This is a genomic window from Streptococcus infantis (assembly GCF_047460405.1).
Taxonomy (GTDB): Bacteria; Bacillota; Bacilli; order Lactobacillales; family Streptococcaceae; genus Streptococcus; species Streptococcus infantis_Q.
Window position 1 is genome coordinate 112,744 of sequence record NZ_JASHGH010000002.1, and the last position, 21,419, is coordinate 134,162.

Consider the following 21,419-nt stretch of genomic DNA (forward strand, 5'->3'; position numbering starts at 1 on the left):
CAGCCCTCTTTGGGCTGTTTTTACTTCTACGGAACCTCAAATCTGTCTTTTCCCTCTTTTATGATATAATAGAAACATGAAATTAAAAACTACTTTGGGCCTTCTTGCTGGGCGTTCTTCCCACTTCGTTTTAAGCCGTCTTGGCCGTGGAAGTACGCTCCCAGGAAAAGTCGCCCTTCAATTTGATAAAGATATTTTACAAAACCTAGCTAAGAACTACGAGATTGTCGTAGTCACTGGAACCAACGGAAAAACCTTGACAACTGCCCTGACTGTCGGCATTTTAAAAGAGGTTTATGGTCAAGTTCTGACCAACCCAAGCGGTGCCAACATGATCACAGGGATTACGACTACTTTCTTAACAGCCAAATCCTCTAAAACAAGTAAAAACATTGCAGTTTTAGAAATCGACGAGGCCAGTCTTTCCCGTATCTGTGACTACATCCAGCCTAGCCTTTTCGTCATCACCAATATCTTCCGTGACCAAATGGACCGCTACGGGGAAATCTATACGACTTACAATATGATTTTGGATGCTATTCGGAAAGTTCCTACTGCTACTGTTCTGCTAAACGGTGATAGTCCTCTTTTCTACAAACCTACAATTCCAAATCCTGTTCAGTATTATGGTTTTGATTTGGAAAAAGGTCCAGCAAAGCTTGCTCACTACAATACTGAAGGTATCCTCTGCCCTGAATGTCAAAGTATTCTGAAATATGAACTCAATACTTATGCCAACTTAGGAGCTTATATCTGTGATAATTGTGGATGCAAGCGTCCTGAGCTGGATTATCGTCTGACTGAACTGGTTGAATTGACTAACAATCGTTCTCGCTTTGTTATTGACGGACAGGAATACGGTATTCAAATCGGTGGACTCTACAACATCTATAATGCTCTGGCTGCTGTCGCTATTGCCCGCTTCCTCGGAGCTGAGCCACAACTAATCAAGCAAGGATTTGACAAGAGTCGCGCAGTTTTTGGACGACAAGAAACCTTCCATATCGGTGACAAAGAATGCACACTGGTTCTTATTAAAAATCCTGTTGGTGCTACCCAGGCCATCGAAATGATCAAACTAGCTCCTTACCCATTTAGTCTATCTGTTCTCCTCAATGCCAACTATGCAGACGGGATTGATACCAGCTGGATTTGGGATGCTGACTTTGAGCAAATTACTGATATGGACATTCCTGAAATCAATGCGGGTGGAGTTCGTCATTCTGAAATTGCTCGTCGTCTACGTGTTACTGGCTATCCAGCCGATAAAATCACCGAAACAAACAGCTTGGAACAAGTTCTTAAAACGATTGAAGCTCAAGACTGCAAGCATGCCTATATCCTTGCGACATATACGGCTATGCTAGAATTCAGAGAACTACTGGCCAATCGTCAACTTGTTAGAAAGGAGATGAACTAATGGTTTATACTTCACTTTCCTCAAAAGACGGCAACTATCCATACCAGCTGAATATCGCTCACCTCTATGGCAACCTCATGAACACCTACGGAGATAATGGGAATATCCTCATGCTCAAGTACGTCGCTGAAAAGCTTGGGGCTCATGTGACAGTTGACATCGTTTCACTTCATGATGATTTCGATGAAAATCACTACGACATCGCCTTTTTCGGTGGCGGCCAGGACTTTGAACAGAGCATCATTGCTGGTGATTTGCCAGATAAAAAAGAGAGCATTGACAACTTTATCCAAAATGATGGGGTTGTTCTTGCTATCTGTGGTGGCTTCCAGCTATTAGGCCAATACTATATTGAAGCTTCCGGAAGACGCATCGAAGGTCTAGGTGTCATGGGACATTACACACTCAACCAAACCAATAACCGATTCATCGGTGATATTAAGATTCACAATGAAGAATTCGATGAAACCTACTATGGATTTGAAAATCACCAAGGCCGCACCTTCCTCTCAGATGACCAAAAACCGCTTGGCCAAGTTGTTTATGGAAATGGAAACAATGAAGAGAAGGTCGGTGAAGGTGTTCACTATAAAAATGTCTTTGGTTCCTACTTCCACGGACCTATCCTCTCCCGAAATGCCAATCTCGCTTATCGCCTAGTAACTCTTGCCCTCAAAAAGAAATACGGTCAGGATCTTGTCCTTCCAGCTTACGAAGACATTCTCAGCCAAGAAATTGCTGAAGAATATGGCGATGTTAAGAGCAAAGCAGATTTTAACTAATATTTAGATTCCAACTTGCTTCGGCTGTTGGAATTTTTTTACCTTCATTTCCCCTTCTCCCTTGCATTTTCTACTAATTTTTGCAAAAATAGAGGGGTAGAAAGAAGGTAGCATATGTCTAAATTACAACAAATCTTAACTTATCTTGAATCAGAAAAGCTAGACGTCGCTGTCGTGTCTGACCCCGTCACAATTAATTACCTCACTGGCTTTTACAGTGATCCCCACGAACGCCAGATGTTCCTCTTTGTCCTTGCAGATCAGGAACCGCTTCTCTTCGTTCCAGCACTTGAGGTTGAACGTGCGACTAGCACTGTCTCTTTCCCAGTAGTTGGCTACGTGGACTCTGAAAACCCTTGGAAGAAAATCCAAAACGCCTTGCCACAGCTTGATTTCAAACGTGTAGCAGTTGAGTTTGACAATCTCATCTTGACTAAATATCACGGTTTGAAAACTGTCTTTGAAACTGCTGAATTTGAGAACTTGACTCCATTGATCCAACGCATGCGCTTGATCAAATCAGCAGACGAAGTGCAAAAGATGATGGTTGCAGGTGTTTACGCCGACAAGTCTGTTAAAGTTGGTTTTGACAATATCTCTCTTGATAATACGGAAACTGATATCATTGCGCAAATCGATTTCGCTATGAAACGTGAAGGCTATGAAATGAGCTTTGATACCATGGTCTTGACTGGTGATAATGCTGCGAATCCACATGGTATTCCTGGAGCTAACAAGGTTGAAAACAATGCCCTTCTCCTCTTTGACCTCGGTGTGATGGTGAATGGTTATGCATCAGATATGACTCGTACAGTCGCTGTTGGTAAACCTGACCAATTCAAGAAAGATATTTACAACTTGACTCTAGAAGCTCAACAAGCTGCCCTTGACTTTATCAAACCTGGTGTAACTGCCCATGAGGTTGACCGTGCGGCTCGTGAAGTGATCGAAAAAGCTGGCTACGGTGAGTACTTCAATCACCGTCTCGGTCATGGCATCGGTATGGATGTCCACGAATTCCCATCTATCATGGAAGGAAACGACATGGTTATCGAAGAAGGCATGTGCTTCTCTGTTGAACCTGGTATCTATATTCCTAGTAAAGTCGGTGTCCGTATCGAAGACTGCGGTGTTGTTACGAAGGATGGCTTCGACCTCTTTACAAGTACCAGCAAAGATTTGCTTTATTTTGATTAAAAAGTATATTACAAAAAATAAGATGGAAAAGCTTAACTTTCCATCTTATTTTTTGATTTGATAATAAATTTTATCAGCGATATAACCTTTTCGTTCAACTGCATTTGGAATCGTCTTCCAAAAAGTCATACCAGCCTTTTCCATCACACGACCAGATGCTGGGTTTAAACTTGCATAGCAGGCATTAACCTCTTTAAATTCAATCTCATCCAGACAGTATGATAAAACTGCTTTCAAGGCTTCTGTCATGCGTCCTCGTCCCCAGTAGTCCATTCCTAAGATATATCCGATCTCACAGCTAGAGTTTTCTTCATCCACACTGACCAGACTAATATCTCCAATGACATAGTCTGGATTTTCTTTGAGACTAATGGCCCATTTGTAGTAATTTGGATTGTCATAGGATTTTACCCAATTGCCAATAGAATTTCGAGTCTGTTCGACATTCAGGTGTGGATTCCAAGTCACATAAGTTAGATTTTCTGAGCGTGAAGCCCAATTATCAAACATGGCTCGAGCATCACCTTCCACAAATCTCCTCAAAATCAATCGTTCAGTTTCTATAATTTGTGTACCTAGTGCTTTCATAATCGTAACTCGCTTTCTATTTGAATGTCCAAGCTAAGAGGATCCACTGGACCTTCTTAGCTTTCTTATTTCTAGGCTCAGGGTAAAAACACTATACTCATAAACATTGAGAAAACAACAGTTTCCTCTAATTTCATGACGCAGTCGCTGTCTGACTTAAAATGCACTTTAGCAAGTTTTTTCATGCCTAGTCAGCCTTGCGGGGGTGAGACAAGGAAATCGAACTCTTCGAGTTACCGACCTGCCTCGTTTCCCTATTTCTAGACTCGGGGTAAAAAAGTCCCCCGGACCTTCCTCGCTTTTCTATTTTCAGGCTCGGAGTAAAAAGGTTCACAGGACCTTCTTCGCTTTCTCATTTCTATGCTCAGGGTAAAAACCTCCACTGGAGGTTTTTACTCCCAAAACTTATCAAATACGGTAATTGGTAAGTGGCGTTTGTGTTGGCCTTTGTACCACCATTTTTCAATGGTTGCTTGGGCTTCTAGGCTGACTTGTTTACCTTCGAGGTATTCATCAATTTCATTGTAAGTAACTCCTAAAGCTACTTCGTCTGCAATACCTGGTTTTTCTTCTTCTAAATCTGCTGTTGGGATTTTTTCATAGAGGGCTTGATCAGCTCCAAGTTCCTTCAAAAGCTGTTTTCCTTGGCGTTTATTGAGGCGATAGAGTGGGAGAATATCTGCACCACCGTCACCAAACTTGGTAAAGAAACCTGTGATATTTTCCGCAGCATGGTCTGTCCCGATAACAGCTCCGCTATGGGCACCCGCAAGGGCATATTGGGCAATCATACGACTACGAGCCTTGATATTTCCTTTGTTAAAATCGGAAACTGCACTCCCTGTTGCTTCCACTGCTGCTGTCATGGCATCAGCAGACTCCTTGATATTAACGACCAAGCTCACATCTGGTTGGATAAAAGCTAGGGCTTTTTGGGCATCCGCCTCATCTGCTTGCACTCCATAAGGCAAACGAACAGCGATAAATTTATAGCTGTCATCACCTGTTTCTGCTCGCATTTCTTCCATAGCTAGTTGAGCCAAGCGTCCTGCCAAGGTCGAGTCCTGTCCCCCAGAAATTCCTAAGACAAATGTCTTTAAAAAAGGATGTTTTTTCAAGTATCTTTTCAAAAAGTCAATCGAACGACGAATTTCTTCCTGGGAATCAATCACTGGTTTAACCCCCAGTTCTTGGATAATGGTCTCTTGCAAACTCATTCTTCTTCTCCTTCACCTAGAGCTTCCTTACGCATTTTATCAATCAAGTCCATCTTGTCTTGCCATACATCACGAGCCAAGTCGACAGGGTAATGTTGTGGGTTAAGAACGCGTTTGTATTCGTCCCAGAGCTTGTCAAATTCCTTACGAGCATAGGCTTGAATTTCAGGTAAACTTGGTAAATCATAGACTAGCTTACCTTCCTTGAAAATGTCTACCAAGAGAGGAACAGCATCAAAATTACGAACAGTTTTCTTGATGTAAGTATAGGTTGGATGGAACATTTTGATTTCAGTCATGCTAGCAACATCGACACCATCATAGGTAATGTAGTCACCTTCGGACTTGCCTTTTTCACGACTGGTGATGCGCCAAACTTGTTTCTTACCTGGCGTTGAAACCTTCTCTGCATTGTTAGAAAGTTTAATGGTATTGCGCATGTGACCATTCTCGTCTTCAATGGCAACAACCTTGTAGACTGCTCCAAGTGCTGGTTGGTCATAAGCAGTGATGAGCTTAGTTCCTACACCCCAGACATCAATCTTAGCTTTTTGCATTTTGAGGTTAAGGATGGTATTTTCATCTAGGTCATTTGATGCATAAATCTTAGCATCCGTAAATCCTGCTTCATCCAGTTGTTGACGAACTTTTTTAGAGATATAGGCAATATCTCCAGAGTCAATGCGGACACCAAGGAAATTAATCTTATCACCAAGTTCACGCGCAACCTGAATCGCTGCTGGAACACCGATGCGAAGAGTATCATAGGTATCTACTAGAAAGACACAGTTTTTGTGCGTTAAGGCATAAGCCTTGAAAGCCTGATAGTCATTTCCATAAACTTGAACTAAAGCATGGGCATGAGTTCCTAAAACCGGAATACCAAAGAGCTTACCTGCACGTACATTGCTAGTTCCATTGGCACCACCAATAACAGCCGCACGAGTCCCCCAGATAGCCGCATCCATTTCTTGAGCACGACGTGTACCAAACTCCATCAACGGTTCATCATCGATGACCGAACGAATACGAGCTGCCTTGGTCGCAATCAAGGTTTGAAAGTTGACGATGTTCAAGAGAGCTGTTTCAACCAATTGACACTGAGCCAAAGGTCCTTCCACTTGAACGATTGGTTCATTGGCAAATACCAAGTCCCCTTCCTGAGCAGAACGTACAGTCAATTCCAACTTGAGATTACGGAGATATTCCAAGAAGGCACCATGATAACCAAGTGACTCCAAATAAGCAATATCGCTATCTGAGAAACGCAAGTTTTCAAGGTATTTCACAATTCGTTCCAAACCTGCAAAAACAGCATAACCGTTTTTAAAAGGTTGTTGGCGGAAATAAACTTCAAAAACCGCTTTCTTGTTATGAATCCCTTGGTCGAAGTAAACTTGCATCATGTTAATTTGATACAAATCTGTGTGCAATGTTAAACTGTCATCTGGGTACATATACTGTCCTTCTTCCCTATTTGTAAAAAGATGAAAATGTTTCTTCTTTTCTCATAAATTAGTACTATTATAACACATTTTCTCGATATTGATAAAAAGCTAACAAGCTATTCCATGCTCTCGAGCTTATCCATATCTTTTTCATACTTTTTCTGAGTCCATTCACCATAACTTTTTAATCCTAAGTTTCCAATAAAGACCCAAGGAAGATAAAGGAGATAGGTAATGATCCATGCATAAATATACTTAATATGTAGAGGGTTGTGCTGATAAATTTCGATATTGAACTGGTAGTTCTGTAGCATCAAGGTAGCTGTAATCACTAGAGTTAATAATAGGCAACCTAAAATTGTAAAATGAAAACGACTATAGTAGGTCACACCGAGATTGCGAGCACGGGTGAAAAAGTAAAAAGTCCCTATGATAATAATAACGAGAAGCATACTTGGATTAAAAAGGCTTGGTGCTAACACTGCTATGAAATAAGCTAGAAACAACAATCCGATAGAGATATGAAAAGTTTCCGCACCTGCTTTATTCATCAGTTGCTCTTCTCTTTCGTCTAGTAATTGATAATAAAAAAATCTATTTTTCATCTTCTTCCTCCCAAAATAATTGGTCTAGGGTTTTCCCTAAACATCTGCAAATGGACTGGCAAAGGGAGAGACTAGGATTATATTTACCAGCTTCTATCAAGCCGATAGTCTGTCGCGTAACCCCGACAGCTTCTGCCAGGTCACCCTGTGTCATATCAAGCTCCACTCGAGCTAGTTTTAATTTTAAATTCTTAGCCACTTCTTACCTCCTTTATGATTTTAAAAAGTTGCGCTTCTTTCCAAGTTCATTATATCATATAATTTACATTATGCAATATATATCTAACATTTTGTGCGATTTTTTAACAAAAATTCTCTACCAACTAAATGATAGAGAGTTTTCTGCTTATTCAAATCTTTTCAAAATATCTACAACGTCACTTCTCTGTTTGACTTGGTATGCTTTGATGCCTAATGTCTCAGCCATCTTAGTGTTGTCTGCTATATCATCAAGAAAGACACAATTTGCTGGATCCAACTGATATTTACGGAGAATTTCTTCAAACATTTTTCGATCAGGTTTGATGACCTTAATATCACAAGAAAGGACGAAACCATCTAAGATTCCATTTAAAGGAGATAGTTGGTCTTTCAATAATTCATAAAAAACTGGCGATGTATTAGATAGAACAAAAATACGATGACCTTTTTCCTTTAAACGTGCAAGCATCGGAAAGACTTCCGTGTAAATATCGATATAGGCAGGCCAATTCCAAATGACTTCTTCAACCTTTTTCTGATAGCAATCCCCTATCATAGAAAGAACCTTATCAACCAATTCTTCTCGAGTCAAGGTCCCAAGGTCCAATCGTTCCCAGAGCCCCGACTGGAAAATCGCCTTGTCTAAGATCAGATAATCTTTTTGTGTTTTAGCTACAGCTTTCAAAATCTTATCCTTGTTCCATTCCAGTAGAACATTACCCATATCTAGTATGATATCCATTAGCCTACCTCCATTATTATAGGACCAATCTATTTGATCGTTCATTTTCCGTTTACAACACTTTTTGATAATAGTGCCTTTGTCCAGTGTAGGGATAGTCTTTCATAGTAAAAACTTCCTTGTAGCCATACTTCTGATAAAAGGCTGGCGCTTGAAATTGATAAGTATTTACAAAAGCAAAGCGACAGTTTCTCTTCTTAGCTTCACTCTCTGCTTGCTGCAATAGTTGGGAGCCGATTCCTTGTCCTCGCAACTCCTCTTTCACAAATAAATACTCGATTTCTAGCCAATTCCCAAAGGTCTCTGCTACTAAACCAGCTAGGAGTTGACCATGTTCATCTTCGACATAAAGGTTTAGTGGCTCACATTCAGCTGCTTCTCTTTTGGAACGATTATAAGAGCGAATCAATTCCCCTATTTCTTTTACTTTCTGAGATTCTGTATTCTCCAATCGAATGTGCATCAAAACCTCCTCCAAGACACTTATGCCTTGATTATATTCCTATTTTAAAGAACTGTCAAACTAAAAAAACTCACCAACCTCGGTTGATGAGCAACTTCTTTATTTTTTAAATCTCCACTGACTATAGATTCCAAAGACGACAATCCAGATAGCTGAGCCAACTGCTCCCATAAAGGTTGATTCTTGTAAAAAGAGAGTTCCAAATACAAAGACAAAAAAGAGGATCGTTATGGGATTCAGCAAGCGATACTGGGGTATGAGGTAACCATCTGCCATAAAGTCTTTAGACTTACGATATTTGAGATGGGCTACCATGATCAAGATGTAGATGGCGATGTAAACACCTGATGAAGAAGCTGTAATCAAAGCAAAGGCATCTGATACGCCTGGAAGAACATTGATGAAGGCTGCAAAACCAATCAATACTGCAGAAGCAATGATAGCATTCTGAGGAACGTTGTGACGTGAGAGTGTATCTGCCTTAATAGCTTTCAAGAAACGATTTGGTGAATCATGGGCAATTTGGTATAAGTGACGACCTGTTGAGTAAAGGGTTGAATTCAAGGCTGACGCTGCTGAAGTCAAAACTACAAAGTTAATCAAGGCTGCCGCCCACTTAAGACCAACAAGTTCAAACACTGTCACAAATGGTGAATCTGCTGCAGAAAGTTCACGCCAAGGAATAATAGACATGATGGCTAAGAGAGCTCCACCGTAGAAAAAGATAATTCGCAAAGGAATTTCCTTAACAGCCTTAGGCAATACTTTTCGAGGATCCTTGGTTTCAGATGTGGTAACACCGATAAATTCAATCATCAAGTATGCAAAGAAAACCATCTGGAAGGCCATGACAAAGTTCATAGCTCCATTTGGGAAAAGGGAGAAATGATCACTGATATTGGCAAGGCTTGCTGAACCATAAGGTGTTTCAAAGCCAGTCAAAACTAGAAAAACACCTGTTGCAATCATGGCAAGAATGGCCACAATTTTAATCATAGCAAACCAAAATTCTACTTCACCAAAGATTTTAACGGCAATCAAGTTCACCAAGCCGAGTATTGTCAGAAATACAACCTGAATCAACCAAGATGGCCAGGATGGAAACCAAAACTGAACATAGTGAGCAATAGCTGTAATCTCAGCCATACCGATAAAGACTACTGAGAGCCAGTAAGACCAGACTGAGAAGTAACCCCAACCCTGACCTAGATAACGGGTAATAAAGTTGATAAAGGTATGTTGCTCCGGATCTTGGTACAACATTTCCCCGATAGCACGCATCATAAGATACATAAAACCACCCGTAATCATATAGACCAAGACGATTGACGGACCTGTCAAACTAATTGAACGGCCAGCTCCTAGAAACAGTCCTGTTCCAATTGTTCCTGCAATGGCCATAACCTGAACATGGCGATTGGTTAACCCACGTTCCATTTTATTTTTCTTTTTGTGCTTATTTTCTGAATTCATATAGTCTCCTCTAGTTTTTAGAATTAAGAAAAGGAGTAATGGGAAGCGCTTTCCCTATATCTACTCCTTCTTTTCATTCCTATTAAACTGTTTTTTCTACTTTTAAGATTTTAACATCATAGCTTCCTACAGGTGTTTCAATCGTAGCAGTATCACCTGTTTTCTTACCAATCAAGGCTTGCCCAATTGGGCTTTCATTTGATACTTTACCTGCAAAGGCATCTGCACCCGCTGATCCCACGATGATATATACTTCTTCGTCGTCTTCACCAATTTCTTGGATAGTGACTGTTTTCCCGATAGCAACTTCATCTTGAGCAACTGCATCGCTATTGACAATCTCAGCATAACGGATTTTTGTTTCCAAGCTAGAGATTTGTCCTTCAACGAAGGCTTGCTCGTCCTTAGCTGCTTCATACTCACTATTTTCTGACAAGTCACCGTATGAACGCGCAATCTTGATGCGTTCTACAACTTCTGGACGACGAACTAGTTTCAACTCCTCTAATTCTTTTTCGAGTTTTTCCTTCTCCTCAAGGGTCATAGGGTATGTTTTTTCTGCCATTTTTCTCAACTTTCTTTTAATTAAATTATATTTTTATAGGTAGTAAAGCAAAATTATGTGGTAAACCACATAATTTTACAATGAAGACAAAGTCTTTTTAAAGCTTTCCTTAAATGATTTTGGTCAGTAGCGACCTTTTAAAATCTGTGCCTAAACCGAATGATTCTATCACTGCTAGACTCAGGTTCAAATAAGAGGTAGGTTTTTACTTTCGTAATTTCCGAACGCCTAAAACTTGTGAATTTCAGGCGTTTCTAATCATAGCGGAAAGACTGGTGTGACTTGCTATTCCCGTAAAAATAAGAGATTCTTTTCTACATTCACGGATGTAATAGCAAATCTTGTTCTAAGAGTTAGTTTGAACTACTTGATTGTGTCAATTTACTGTTAACATGCTCTGCAACGTTTCGATCATGTTCTTCTCGTGTCGTTGCAAAGTAAACCTTGCCATCTTGTACGTTAGCTACAAAGTAGAGATTGTCACTCTTAGTTTGATTGATACTTGCTTCAATTGCATCCAGACTTGGACTGTCTACTGGGCCAGGCATTAAGCCAAGGTTTGTATAAACATTATAAGGTGAATTGATTGTTGTATCAATTGCTGCATCATCTGCCAAGCTAATATTTTGTCCTAGCTTACCTTCTGCATAGAGAATAGCAATATTACTCTGAAGTGGCATACCAAGGTTCAAACGATTATAGAAAACTCCAGCGATCAGCTTACGATCATCAGTTTTCAAACCTTCTTTTTCTACAAGTGATGCAATGGTGAGGAGTTCATTTACTGTCAAATTCTTTTCTTTGATTGCAGTATAACGCGTTGACAAGTTTTGGTCCATAGCTGCCACCATTTCATCAATCAAGCTTTCAACAGTTGTACTTTCTTTGATGCTATATGTTGCTGGGAAAAGGTATCCTTCTAGACGGTAACGAACACCTCTTTCCTTCGTTGGTAAACTTTCAAGAAGGGTTGGATACTTAGCAACTAATTGAGAAATAAAAGTTTCATCTTGAACTTTTGCCAAGAAGGCATCTGCAGTCAAAGGTTCTTTAAACTCTCCCTGAAGCTGACCAACTGTTTGTGCAATTTGATCAATTGTATAACCTTCAGGAATTGTAAGATTTGCAAGTGCAACCTCTTGAGGTTGAGGCGTTCCACCCTTTTGCAATTCTTTGATGATATCATCTGTACTCATACTCTTTTGCAAATTATAGTAACCAGATTTTAAATCAGAATAGTTTTTATACTTAGCATAGAGACTAAAGATAAAACCCTGTTTTACCAATCCAGAGTTTTCTAATGTATCACCAATTTGCTGAAGATTGGCCCCATCTGGAATTTGAACAGTGACATACTGTTTTGAATTTGCATCAACTGGTTGAAGTGCAGATTCGACATAACGGTAACCGAAGAATCCACCCACACCTAGTAAAATCAATAAAACAAATACTGTTACGAAAAATCCTTTTAAGCGTGATTTTTTCTTTTTCTTGATTGGTTTCACTGACTCTTTACGACTTCTTCTAGGAAGTTCAGTTCTAGTTTCAACTGGAGCAGCTGGTTCTTGACTCGGAGTTTCTTTTCCAAGAACCGTTGGTTTCGGTTGCGGCTTAATAGTCTTTTTAGCCGGAATTGGTTTTGCCTGATTCGTACGATAAGAAACTGGAATCCTTGTCGAATTAGCATTGAACTCTTTCTCTTCTTGAACCGGCTGAGCAGGTACATGAGATTCAACTCGATCTACAGTAGGTACTACTGGTTCTGTAGCTACTGCGGATTCTGTAGGTGTAACTTCTGCTGGTTCTGCAGGTGTAACTTTTTCTGGAGCCACAGCTGGTTCTGCAGGCGTAACTTTTTCTGGAACTACAGCTGATTCAACAGGTTTTTCTGATGATAAAGATGGACGTGGTGGAACTGTTGGAGCATTAGCAAATAGTTCATCCACTAGTGAAACTGAATCTTCCATCAAGTCTTCTACAGACGGCTCTTTCACGAGTTCATCTGTCTTTGAAAGAGTACTAAAATCAGAGAAAAGCACATCCTTACCACTCTCGGTAGCGCTAAGCTCTTCTTCTCTTTTCAATCTTTCTAAGTCTCTTAAAATTTGTTCTTTAAAACTTAACTTTTCTTCTTCTCTTGAATTTTCGCTCAAAGGTATTACCTCCTTCTTGATAATCCATAATATTATATCTTAAAAACTAAAGAAAAGCAACCATAGATGCCTTTCTAATGCCTAATTCGTGTTTTCCCAGACCATATCATACCATTCTTCACCAGCAAAAGTCGACTTGGATTTTCCTTCATTTACAAAACCATGTTTTTCATAATACCCAATGAGATAGTCATGGCAGGTTAGATTGATTCCCTCACGCTCATGCTCAAGAGCGAGCTCTTTTAAGGCGGTCAATAATTTTCGTCCGACACCTAAATCTTGAGCTTTCTTAGCAATGGATAGACAAGTCACAGAGATATAGCCACCTTTTTGATGGCTATAATCTTTAATGTCTTCTGTAAAGGACTGGTCTTGTAAATGTCGATGAGGCATTACCGGTCCTTCAACGTAACCAAGGATTCGTCCCTCCTTTTCAGCCACTAAGAAACTGGTCTTAATTTCCTTGAGATGAGCTTCAAAAACAGATCGAGGAATAGCCTCCTCAGCAGAGAAATTTTCCAACTCAATCTCTAGGATACGATCAAGGTCTGTAAGCCTTGCTTGTCTAATAATCATCTTTCCTCCTGAAAATAGGGATTTGCCCAAAACATATGAAAATAAGTTTCACTACTAGTTGGCATATCTGCTAGACCATAGTCAAGAAATCCATTCATCTCAAAGTAAGCCAGTAATTCATCCCTGGACAGCAAATAGAGGCCTGGTCTATTTTTCTGAAAAGCATACTCCTTCATAGCTCCCAACAACAAGGTTCCAAATCCTTGTCCTTGATAATCAGGATGGACGGCAAGATCTAAAATAGTGATAAAGTCACTCGTGTCAGGAATTGCTGCTTCAAGCTGCTTCCTAGAATCACTTTGGATGAACTTAGTGAGTTCGTCACCAATGATATAACCAATGATTTCTTCATTAAGGCTGGCTAGCAGAAACGTACCCGCATGCTTGCGGATACGCTCTTTTATCACTTCTATACTAATTTCATCTTGGGAGTCAGAGTTGCTTTCTCCTATCAGCCAGATTGACTCTAAATCTGATGGCTGAACCTCCCGAATAGTGATTGAAAATTCCATGGTGTTCCTTATTGAACATTGCTAGTCAAGTTTGACAAGAGACGCTCAAATGAGTATTCATAAGTTTGGATGTCACCAGCTCCCATAAAGACATAGACAGCATTGTCATGGTCTAGGAGTGGAGAAACATTTTCAACTGTGATTACTTGATTTTTCTTATTAATCTTACTTGCAAGATCTTCAACCTTGACATCTCCATGGTCCACCTCACGAGCAGATCCATAGATTTGTGCTAGGTAAACGGCATCAGCCTGGTTTAATGCTTGTGCAAAATCATCCAACAAGGCAATTGTACGAGTAAAGGTATGTGGTTGGAAAATTGCCACGATTTCCTTGCTTGGATATTTCTGACGCGCAGCATCTAGTGTTGCAATAATTTCTGTTGGATGGTGAGCAAAGTCATCGATAATCACTGTATCATTAACAATCTTTTCTGTAAAACGACGTTTCACTCCTCCAAAAGTCTTCAAGTGTTCACGCACCAAATCCAAGTCAAATCCTGCTATGTAAAGCAATCCAATAACCGCAGTTGCATTCATGATATTGTGACGGCCAAAGGTTGGAATATGGAATTGACCTAGCTCTTGACCACGGAAATGAACGGTAAAGGTTGAACCTGTAGTAGAACGAAGCAAGTCACTTGCTACGAAGTCATTACCTTCTGCTTCAAAACCATAGTAGTAAATCGGAGCATTAGCCGTAATCTTACGCAACTCAGCGTCTTCACCGTAAACGAACAAGCCTTTGGTAATTTGTTTGGCATAATCATTGAAGGCGTTGAAGACATCTTCCAAGCTTGTGAAATAGTCAGGGTGGTCAAAATCGATGTTAGTGATGATAGAGTACTCTGGGTGATATGGCATGAAATGGCGCTCATACTCGTCTGATTCAAAGACAAAATACTTGGCATTTGCAGAACCACGACCTGTACCATCTCCGATCAAGTAGCTAGTGTCAGTAATGTGTGACAAGACGTGAGAAAGCATCCCAGTCGTTGAAGTCTTACCGTGTGCACCAGCAACTCCCATGCTGATAAAGTCACGCATAAAGCTACCAAGAAACTCATGATAACGTTTGTAGCTGATACCATTTTGGTCCGCGTATGCAATTTCAACGTTGTTATCTGGGCGGAAGGCATTACCAGCGATAATTTCTAAATCTCCTTGAAGATTTTTTTCATCAAACGGTAAAATTGTAATCCCTGCTTGCTCTAGTCCACGTTGAGTAAAATAGTACTTTTCAACGTCAGAACCTTGCACCTTGTGCCCCATTTGATGCAACATCAAAGCCAAGGCACTCATACCTGATCCTTTGATTCCGATAAAATGATAGGTTTTTGCCATTTTCTTCCCCTCTATTCGCTCATTCTAGTCAAGTTAAGCTCTTGAGCCACTTGACGTTCTTGTTCTTTTTGTTTACTTTTTTTGTTATAAATTTGGCTTTTCTTTAAAAAGTCATAATTGTTTTTCTTGGAATGACTTGTTTCACCATCTGAAATTGGATGTTCCACTTGAGAAACTGTTTCTGCCAAAATATAGTGAGACTGACCTAACTTCTGACTATATTTCGCAAATTCTCCTGGATTTTCCTTTTGGAAAGGTGCTGTCGGTTGATTTGCTGGACGCACATGGCTTGTCTTCGGTTGACGTCTCGTATGACTTACATCCTGAGTCAAATATCTAGCCGAGCGCTTCTTTTTCAAATCCGCGCGCGCTTCTTCACGCGCTAATTCAGCATAGGATTTTTCTTTTTTCTCAATCGGTTTTACAAGAGGTTTGACTTCCTCTTGCTTTTTGTCTTCAGTGATTGGAGACCATTCCAAGTAGTTTTTGTCTTGGTAATCACCTTTTATATTACTGATGAAATCAGACTCATCGTAGAGATTCATAACTGGCATTTCTGTCAACATGACTTCATCATCTGCCACTATTGGAAATCGTTTTTGTGTCATATTTATTTCCTTTCAATACTCCATTATAGCGTAATGTCTTGATTTTTCAAGTATAGGCTCATGAAATCCCTAAAATTTCTCGTATTTCAGCTAGACTCAGACTGCCACGAGACTCTGTTCCATCCAAGATTTCAGAAACAAGATTTTTCTTTTTCTCTTGTAATTCTTGAATCTTTTCTTCAATTGTACCTCGAGTCACAAGGCGATAAACTTCAACAGCTTGCTCTTGCCCCATACGATGGGCGCGACTGATAGCCTGCGATTCAACTGCAGGATTCCACCATAAGTCTACTAAAATGACTGTATCGGCACCAGTGAGATTGAGACCGACCCCGCCAGCCTTTAGGGAAATTAAAAATACATCGCGCTCACCTTGATTAAAGGCTTTGGTCATTTCCTGACGTTCTTGAGAAGGCGTTGAACCAGTAATTTTAAAGGATGTCAGACCTAAGTCAGGTAGCTCTTGCTCAATACGATCCAGCATGCCTCTAAATTGAGAGAAGATAAGTACACGATGTCCACCTTCAGCAATCTGAACCAGCAAATCTCTTAAACTATCCAACTTCCCACTCTCTCCTTGATAATTCTCCATAAAGAGAGCAGGCGTATCACAAATCTGACGCAGACGCATGAGACCTGTTAAAATTTCGACGCGATTCCGTTGAAATTCCGAATCACTTACCTGTCCCAAACGCTCCTGCATCTGTTGCAGTTGAGCAAGATAGATAGCTTTTTGTTGATCCTCCAGTTCATTCTTATAGACGACTTCAATCAAGTCAGGCAACTCTGTCAAAACCTCTTCTTTCTTTCGTCTCATGACAAAGGGTTTGATAAATTGAGACACCCTCTCCGTTGATAGTTTCATAAATTCTTTCTTAGCAGGTAAGAGACCTGGTAAGACAATCTGAAAAATCGACCAGAGTTCTCCCAGATGGTTTTCAATCGGTGTTCCTGATAGTGCAAAGACAGATGGAACCACAAATCGTCGTAAACTTTGAGCAATCTTCGTTTGTGCATTTTTCATCACTTGAGCTTCATCTAGAAAAAGAAAATCAAAAGATAGGTCTCGATAAATTTCACTATCTTGACGGAAAGTAGCATAGCTTGTCACATAAATCTGATGATTTTCTGCCAAAATTGACTCTCGATGAGATTTTAAGCCATGCACGACCGCGACATCCAAATCTGGAGCAAACTTTTGAAATTCATCAGCCCAGTTATAGATTAAGCCAGATGGAGCAAGGATTAGGACACTAGTATCTGCTTGAACCTGACTACTTAAAAAGGCAATGGTTTGCAAGGTTTTCCCAAGCCCCATATCATCTGCTAAAATACCGCCAAAGCTATAATGATGGAGCATCTGCAGCCACTGAATTCCCTTTTTCTGATAATCCCTGAGATCTGCTTGGATATTCAGCACTTTCATCGGAAAATCTTCTGGATGCGTCAAATCATGGGCCAGATTGCGAAATTCTTCGGTGAAAGAAATTTGATCCTGGTCCTTAAATAGATGAGATAGAGTATAAGCTAGGGATTTACGAACTCGAAAAGCTCCATCTTGTAGGTCCTCTATCCCTAATTCTTCTAAATTCTGACGGATACGCTTGGTCTGATCATCGAAATAGTAAACCTGATTCGAAGAGCTGATGTAATAATCCTGCTTCTCAACTAGCGCTTTCATCGCTCGATCGATTTCTTCTTGATCTATATTTTGAAAATCAAATTGAATTTCTAATAGGCTTCCCTTGGATGAGATGTGTACTTGAGGCTTCTGAACCTGATAAAGGTCTTGCAAACTCTCAGAAATCTTTAATTCTCCAAGCGCTGCAAAGGATGGTAATACTTCCTGAAAGAAGGCATGAACTGCATCAGATTTCAAACTTTGACGCCATGAACGAAAATCTGCTTCAAATCCAGCTGATAGGGCTAGTTGAAAAATCTCTTTCTCTAGTTGAATATCACTAGCAAATGGAAGACTCTCCAGTTCATTGCGATTCCTTACTAAGCAAGTTTCATATTGAAACTGCATATCCAAACGAATAGAACCGTCCTCTTCTCCTTCCATGTAGAACGAAGGTCGGAAAGACTGAATTTGAAACGCATCAGGGGCTTTTACCTCTCCTATGTCTTTAAACTGCGACAAGGTCGAAGCTAAAAGATCTCGATCACTAGTATCAAATTGTAAAATCTTTCTACCACTTTTATCGATAGATACTTTTTTTAATTTTTCTATAAGTCTAGCTTGTTCTTTAGACAGAAGATAAAATGTACCTTTTGTAAACAAGACTTGTCCCTTATAAAATGAATTGAGTCCTACCTGTTGGACAATTTCCATCTCATAATAGTTGGATTTTTCTTCAATTTTAAAGGTAAATAAGCCTGCTTGACCATCAAAATCTTGAAATACAAGATGAGGGTAGCTTGAAATCTGATGGTCAAATTGGAATGCATCTAAGCCCATCAGCAGACTAACACCCTGCTCAAAAAAAGACAGCGGGAAATAGAGATGACGACCTTGATTTTGGAAAAAGAGGGCATTTTCAACCTCATCTTCTACAATTCCTTGAAGGAAATTCAGAACAAATTGGCTACTTTCATCAAACTGACGAATATTCAAGGAAGTTTCATATAACTTTCCAATCATATAGGGTTTACTAGTTTCTAACACCTTCAGAAAAAGGGGGATATCTCGAATTACATAAAATTTCTGCGTCTGGATAAGACCGACTCTCAAAGTCCAAATAATGCGATTAGTCCCTGCTTCAATCTGCCCCTGAGCAGACAACTGATAGATTTCAGAAAGACTAGGAATTTGAATGGATTCTAAAAACTTTCCTCCAAAAGTAACCTGAGTTTCAACTTCTTCTTTCTGTTCGTACACATTTTCCAGATTTCCTAAGAGTTCCTGGCCAATCGGATCATTTTTCAGGTAATGCTCTAGTGCTGCCAAATGCACACAAAACCCTCTTTTTTGGAAAAAATCACAAGCACAAAAAACCAAATCATCATCCAGGCTATAGCGAATTTCTTCATCTGCTACACGCGCATAGAGGCGATGATCTTGCTCTTTGATAATTTCAATCTGACCAGTTTCATAGAGTTGAGCTCCCTCCATTCGAAGCTTCCCTGGAATCAATTTAGCCATATGTTCCCCTTTTCTTTATCTCCTAATTATACCACATTTCTTCCTATGAAAATAGCCTTCTAGGGTACTTTTCCCCCAGAAGACTAGCTTCTTAAAATTTAGCGAAAGTAATAATGATTCGTTGGCAAACTTCTTCCAATACAGATGTCGGCATGGCTACATTTAAGCGAGCATGTATAGCTCCTTCTTCACCAAAGTCCAAGCCCCTATTCAAGATAACCTTGGCTTCATCTCTTAAGAGACTTCTTAGCTCTTCATCGCTAATATCATAGGCTGAAAAATCAAGCCAAATGAGATAGGTTCCTTGAGGTTTCATGACCTTGATTTTAGTTTCTTTACCAAACAAATCCACTACATAATTGATATGCTTCTCAATCAGTTCTTTGAGTTCAGTCAACCAATCCTCCCCATAGCGATAGGCAGTTTCTGTTGCTAAATAGCCCAAACCTGAGATTTCATGTTGATTATTAGCAAGTTGGCGTTTTTGGAAAGCAAGTCTCAACTTTGGATTCTCGATAATGGCGTAAGAATTTTTCGTTCCAGCAATGTTAAAGGTCTTGGTAGCACTGCTTAAAATGATAGAAAACTCCTTAAATGCTGGATTCACAGTATTAAAGGACTGGTGCTTATTTCCAAACAAGGCTAAATCTTGGTGAATCTCATCAGATACTAGCAAAACTCCATGTTTTTGGCATAGTTGTCCAATTTTTTCCAAGTTTTCCTTTTCCCAAACCCGTCCACCAGGATTATGAGGATTACATAGAATGTAGAGCTTCACATCCTCTTCGACAAAGTCTTTCTCCAGTTGGTCAAAATCAATCTCAAAGAGTCCATCTTTTTCCACTAGAGAATTGGTGATCAATCTACGATTGTTGAGCTTAATACTCCGAGCAAAAGGTGGATAAACGGGTGTGTTAATGAGCACTGCCTCACCCCCTTTGGTAAAGGCTTGAATGGCTGTTGAAATGGCTGGTACTACCCCTTCGATAAAGACTAGTGCATCCTTATCAAAGCGATAACCATGGTGTTTTTCTTCCCAGTTTTGAACTGCTTCAATCAATCCATCACTAGCATAGGTATAGCCATAGACTAATTGCTCTGCATAATCATGGACTGTCTGACGAATCTCTGGTAAAACCTCAAAATCCATATCAGCAATCCAGGCCGGCAATACTTGACGGTCAGTCTCTGCTTCTTTCCATTTATAGGTATGATGTCCAAAACGATTGGGCAAGGTCGTAAAATCATATTTTCCCATAGTTTTATCCTTCCAAGGCTTGACGCAAATCTTCAATCAAATCCCTAGCATCCTCAATACCAATAGACAAGCGTAAAAGGTCATCTGTTAATCCATAAGAATGACGAACCTCTGCAGGAATGTCTGCATGGGTTTGAGTGGTTGGGTAGGTAATCAGACTTTCTACTCCACCCAGACTTTCAGCAAAAGAGAATACTTTCAAAGTGTTTAAGATATGAGGGATACGCTTCTCATCTGCCACTTTAAAGGAAATCATTCCCCCACGACCTGTATACAAGACTTCTTTGACAGCAGGTGATTGTTCCAAAAAGGATACAATCTCTTGAGCATTAGCTGTTGAGCGCTCCATGCGAAGTGACAATGTTTTAAGACCACGAATCAATTGATAACTATCAAATGGTGACAAAACAGCCCCTGTCGTGTTGAGATTGTAAAAGAGTTTTTCGTACAAATCAGCATTATCTGTCACAACTACACCAGCTAGAACATCATTATGGCCTGCAAGGTATTTTGTCGCTGAATGAAGGACGATATCTGCTCCATCTTCAATTGGACGTTGGTAAATCGGGCTATAGAAGGTATTGTCCACGACAACTTTAGCACCCTTAGCATGAGCTAATTTTGACAATTTTTCAATATCAAATTCCAACATCAAAGGATTGGTTGGCGTTTCGATATAGAGTACATCCACATCCTTTTCTAGCTCTGCAATTAGCTCTTCTTCTGTGTTGGCATAGGTAAAGTGGAAACGTCCTTCTTGTTCCACTTGATTGAACCAACGGAAAGAACCACCGTAAAGGTCACGGACAGCCAAAACCTTACTTCCTACTGGAAAAATGCTAAAGGCCAACACAATCGCAGACATACCTGAACTAGTTGCTAGAGCATAGTGGGCTGATTCAATAGCTGCCAAGACTTCCTCTGCCTTGCTACGAGTTGGGTTTTTGGTACGGGTATAGTCAAATCCCGTTGATTGACCAAATTCTGGGTGCTGATAAGTCGTTGAAAAGTGAATAGGTGTAACCAAAGCACCTGTTGCTTCATCAGACTTGATCCCTGCTTGTGCTAAAATTGTGTTGATGTGAAATGATTTACTCATACAATACCTCCAAATCTATAGTAA

Annotated in this window: 20 protein-coding genes; 3 read left to right on the forward strand and 17 right to left on the reverse strand. The window is 40.0% G+C overall.

Annotated features, from left to right (window positions below):
* Positions 1–76: 76 nt before the first annotated feature.
* The 3 genes from murT to QM928_RS01520 all read left to right on the forward strand — a co-directional run bounded on the left by murT (position 77) and on the right by QM928_RS01520 (position 3,399).
* A complete protein-coding gene (gene murT / locus QM928_RS01510) occupies positions 77–1,420 on the forward strand; it encodes a lipid II isoglutaminyl synthase subunit MurT (RefSeq protein WP_414294282.1) in 1,344 nt (447 codons plus the stop codon).
* Positions 1,420–2,202: a lipid II isoglutaminyl synthase subunit GatD gene (gene gatD / locus QM928_RS01515; protein ID WP_414294281.1), complete on the forward strand. Its 783-nt coding sequence runs from the start codon at positions 1,420–1,422 to the stop codon at positions 2,200–2,202. Before murT ends, gatD begins: the two co-directional genes overlap by 1 nt.
* A gap of 114 nt (positions 2,203–2,316) precedes the next feature.
* Complete coding sequence (locus tag QM928_RS01520) at positions 2,317–3,399, forward strand: M24 family metallopeptidase (protein ID WP_075229213.1); 1,083 nt, start codon at positions 2,317–2,319, stop codon at positions 3,397–3,399.
* 45 nt (positions 3,400–3,444) lie between these two features.
* On the opposite strand, the gene QM928_RS01525 is transcribed toward QM928_RS01520, so the two are convergent.
* The 17 genes from QM928_RS01525 to QM928_RS01605 all read right to left on the reverse strand — a co-directional run bounded on the left by QM928_RS01525 (position 3,445) and on the right by QM928_RS01605 (position 21,395).
* Positions 3,445–3,987, reverse strand: coding sequence for a GNAT family N-acetyltransferase (locus tag QM928_RS01525; RefSeq protein ID WP_075229214.1), 543 nt, complete (start codon positions 3,985–3,987; stop codon positions 3,445–3,447).
* 392 nt (positions 3,988–4,379) lie between these two features.
* A complete protein-coding gene (nadE, locus tag QM928_RS01530) occupies positions 4,380–5,204 on the reverse strand; it encodes an ammonia-dependent NAD(+) synthetase (RefSeq protein WP_414294280.1) in 825 nt (274 codons plus the stop codon).
* Positions 5,201–6,661 carry a nicotinate phosphoribosyltransferase gene (locus tag QM928_RS01535; RefSeq protein WP_414294279.1) on the reverse strand — a complete coding sequence of 487 codons (1,461 nt, stop codon included), beginning with the start codon at positions 6,659–6,661 and terminating at the stop codon, positions 5,201–5,203. The genes nadE and QM928_RS01535 overlap by 4 nt, the downstream gene beginning before the upstream one ends.
* A gap of 107 nt (positions 6,662–6,768) precedes the next feature.
* Positions 6,769–7,257: a DUF6773 family protein gene (locus tag QM928_RS01540; RefSeq protein ID WP_414294278.1), complete on the reverse strand. Its 489-nt coding sequence runs from the start codon at positions 7,255–7,257 to the stop codon at positions 6,769–6,771.
* Entirely contained in the window at positions 7,247–7,456 is a 210-nt protein-coding gene (locus tag QM928_RS01545; RefSeq protein ID WP_001107501.1) for a helix-turn-helix transcriptional regulator, read from the reverse strand. Before QM928_RS01545 ends, QM928_RS01540 begins: the two co-directional genes overlap by 11 nt.
* 147 nt (positions 7,457–7,603) lie before the next feature.
* Positions 7,604–8,200, reverse strand: a complete 597-nt coding sequence (locus QM928_RS01550; protein WP_414294277.1) for an HAD family hydrolase — start codon at positions 8,198–8,200, stop codon at positions 7,604–7,606.
* A gap of 52 nt (positions 8,201–8,252) precedes the next feature.
* Positions 8,253–8,663, reverse strand: a complete 411-nt coding sequence (locus tag QM928_RS01555; protein WP_414294276.1) for a GNAT family N-acetyltransferase — start codon at positions 8,661–8,663, stop codon at positions 8,253–8,255.
* A 99-nt stretch (positions 8,664–8,762) separates the two neighbouring features.
* On the reverse strand, positions 8,763–10,136 hold the full coding sequence (locus tag QM928_RS01560) for an amino acid permease (protein WP_414294275.1): 1,374 nt from the start codon (positions 10,134–10,136) through the stop codon (positions 8,763–8,765).
* Between the two features lie 82 nt (positions 10,137–10,218).
* Positions 10,219–10,701, reverse strand: a complete 483-nt coding sequence (gene greA, locus QM928_RS01565; RefSeq protein WP_000818756.1) for a transcription elongation factor GreA — start codon at positions 10,699–10,701, stop codon at positions 10,219–10,221.
* A gap of 353 nt (positions 10,702–11,054) precedes the next feature.
* Positions 11,055–12,860 (reverse strand): endolytic transglycosylase MltG, encoded by a 1,806-nt coding sequence (mltG, locus tag QM928_RS01570; protein WP_398577617.1) that lies wholly within the window; start codon positions 12,858–12,860, stop codon positions 11,055–11,057.
* A 75-nt stretch (positions 12,861–12,935) separates the two neighbouring features.
* Positions 12,936–13,430, reverse strand: coding sequence for a GNAT family N-acetyltransferase (locus QM928_RS01575; RefSeq protein WP_075232186.1), 495 nt, complete (start codon positions 13,428–13,430; stop codon positions 12,936–12,938).
* Positions 13,427–13,942, reverse strand: a complete 516-nt coding sequence (locus tag QM928_RS01580; RefSeq protein WP_075232187.1) for a GNAT family N-acetyltransferase — start codon at positions 13,940–13,942, stop codon at positions 13,427–13,429. The genes QM928_RS01575 and QM928_RS01580 overlap by 4 nt, the downstream gene beginning before the upstream one ends.
* An 8-nt stretch (positions 13,943–13,950) precedes the next feature.
* Positions 13,951–15,285 (reverse strand): UDP-N-acetylmuramate--L-alanine ligase, encoded by a 1,335-nt coding sequence (gene murC, locus QM928_RS01585; RefSeq protein WP_414294274.1) that lies wholly within the window; start codon positions 15,283–15,285, stop codon positions 13,951–13,953.
* 11 nt (positions 15,286–15,296) lie between these two features.
* Positions 15,297–15,893: a cystathionine gamma-synthase gene (locus QM928_RS01590; RefSeq protein ID WP_414273163.1), complete on the reverse strand. Its 597-nt coding sequence runs from the start codon at positions 15,891–15,893 to the stop codon at positions 15,297–15,299.
* A gap of 58 nt (positions 15,894–15,951) precedes the next feature.
* The gene (locus tag QM928_RS01595) at positions 15,952–19,038 is read right to left on the reverse strand and encodes a DEAD/DEAH box helicase (RefSeq protein WP_414294273.1); all 3,087 of its coding nucleotides are present in this window, start codon (positions 19,036–19,038) and stop codon (positions 15,952–15,954) included.
* A gap of 91 nt (positions 19,039–19,129) precedes the next feature.
* Positions 19,130–20,296 (reverse strand): MalY/PatB family protein, encoded by a 1,167-nt coding sequence (locus QM928_RS01600; protein WP_414294272.1) that lies wholly within the window; start codon positions 20,294–20,296, stop codon positions 19,130–19,132.
* Between the two features lie 4 nt (positions 20,297–20,300).
* Complete coding sequence (locus QM928_RS01605) at positions 20,301–21,395, reverse strand: cystathionine gamma-synthase (RefSeq protein ID WP_414294271.1); 1,095 nt, start codon at positions 21,393–21,395, stop codon at positions 20,301–20,303.
* Positions 21,396–21,419: the final 24 nt, after the last annotated feature.

Bases quoted from the DNA above. Each gene is read 5' to 3' on its own strand.
- QM928_RS01580 (WP_075232187.1), bottom strand. From the start codon at position 13,942: ATGGAATTTTCAATCACTATTCGGGAGGTTCAGCCATCAGATTTAGAG.
- gatD (WP_414294281.1), top strand. From the start codon at position 1,420: ATGGTTTATACTTCACTTTCCTCAAAAGACGGCAACTATCCATACCAG.
- greA (WP_000818756.1), bottom strand. From the start codon at position 10,701: ATGGCAGAAAAAACATACCCTATGACCCTTGAGGAGAAGGAAAAACTC.
- QM928_RS01590 (WP_414273163.1), bottom strand. From the start codon at position 15,893: ATGACACAAAAACGATTTCCAATAGTGGCAGATGATGAAGTCATGTTG.
- murT (WP_414294282.1), top strand. From the start codon at position 77: ATGAAATTAAAAACTACTTTGGGCCTTCTTGCTGGGCGTTCTTCCCAC.
- QM928_RS01550 (WP_414294277.1), bottom strand. From the start codon at position 8,200: ATGGATATCATACTAGATATGGGTAATGTTCTACTGGAATGGAACAAG.
- QM928_RS01540 (WP_414294278.1), bottom strand. From the start codon at position 7,257: ATGAAAAATAGATTTTTTTATTATCAATTACTAGACGAAAGAGAAGAG.
- QM928_RS01520 (WP_075229213.1), top strand. From the start codon at position 2,317: ATGTCTAAATTACAACAAATCTTAACTTATCTTGAATCAGAAAAGCTA.
- QM928_RS01595 (WP_414294273.1), bottom strand. From the start codon at position 19,038: ATGGCTAAATTGATTCCAGGGAAGCTTCGAATGGAGGGAGCTCAACTC.
- QM928_RS01600 (WP_414294272.1), bottom strand. From the start codon at position 20,296: ATGGGAAAATATGATTTTACGACCTTGCCCAATCGTTTTGGACATCAT.
- QM928_RS01525 (WP_075229214.1), bottom strand. From the start codon at position 3,987: ATGAAAGCACTAGGTACACAAATTATAGAAACTGAACGATTGATTTTG.
- QM928_RS01535 (WP_414294279.1), bottom strand. From the start codon at position 6,661: ATGTACCCAGATGACAGTTTAACATTGCACACAGATTTGTATCAAATT.
- nadE (WP_414294280.1), bottom strand. From the start codon at position 5,204: ATGAGTTTGCAAGAGACCATTATCCAAGAACTGGGGGTTAAACCAGTG.
- QM928_RS01560 (WP_414294275.1), bottom strand. From the start codon at position 10,136: ATGAATTCAGAAAATAAGCACAAAAAGAAAAATAAAATGGAACGTGGG.
- QM928_RS01575 (WP_075232186.1), bottom strand. From the start codon at position 13,430: ATGATTATTAGACAAGCAAGGCTTACAGACCTTGATCGTATCCTAGAG.
- murC (WP_414294274.1), bottom strand. From the start codon at position 15,285: ATGGCAAAAACCTATCATTTTATCGGAATCAAAGGATCAGGTATGAGT.
- QM928_RS01605 (WP_414294271.1), bottom strand. From the start codon at position 21,395: ATGAGTAAATCATTTCACATCAACACAATTTTAGCACAAGCAGGGATC.
- QM928_RS01555 (WP_414294276.1), bottom strand. From the start codon at position 8,663: ATGCACATTCGATTGGAGAATACAGAATCTCAGAAAGTAAAAGAAATA.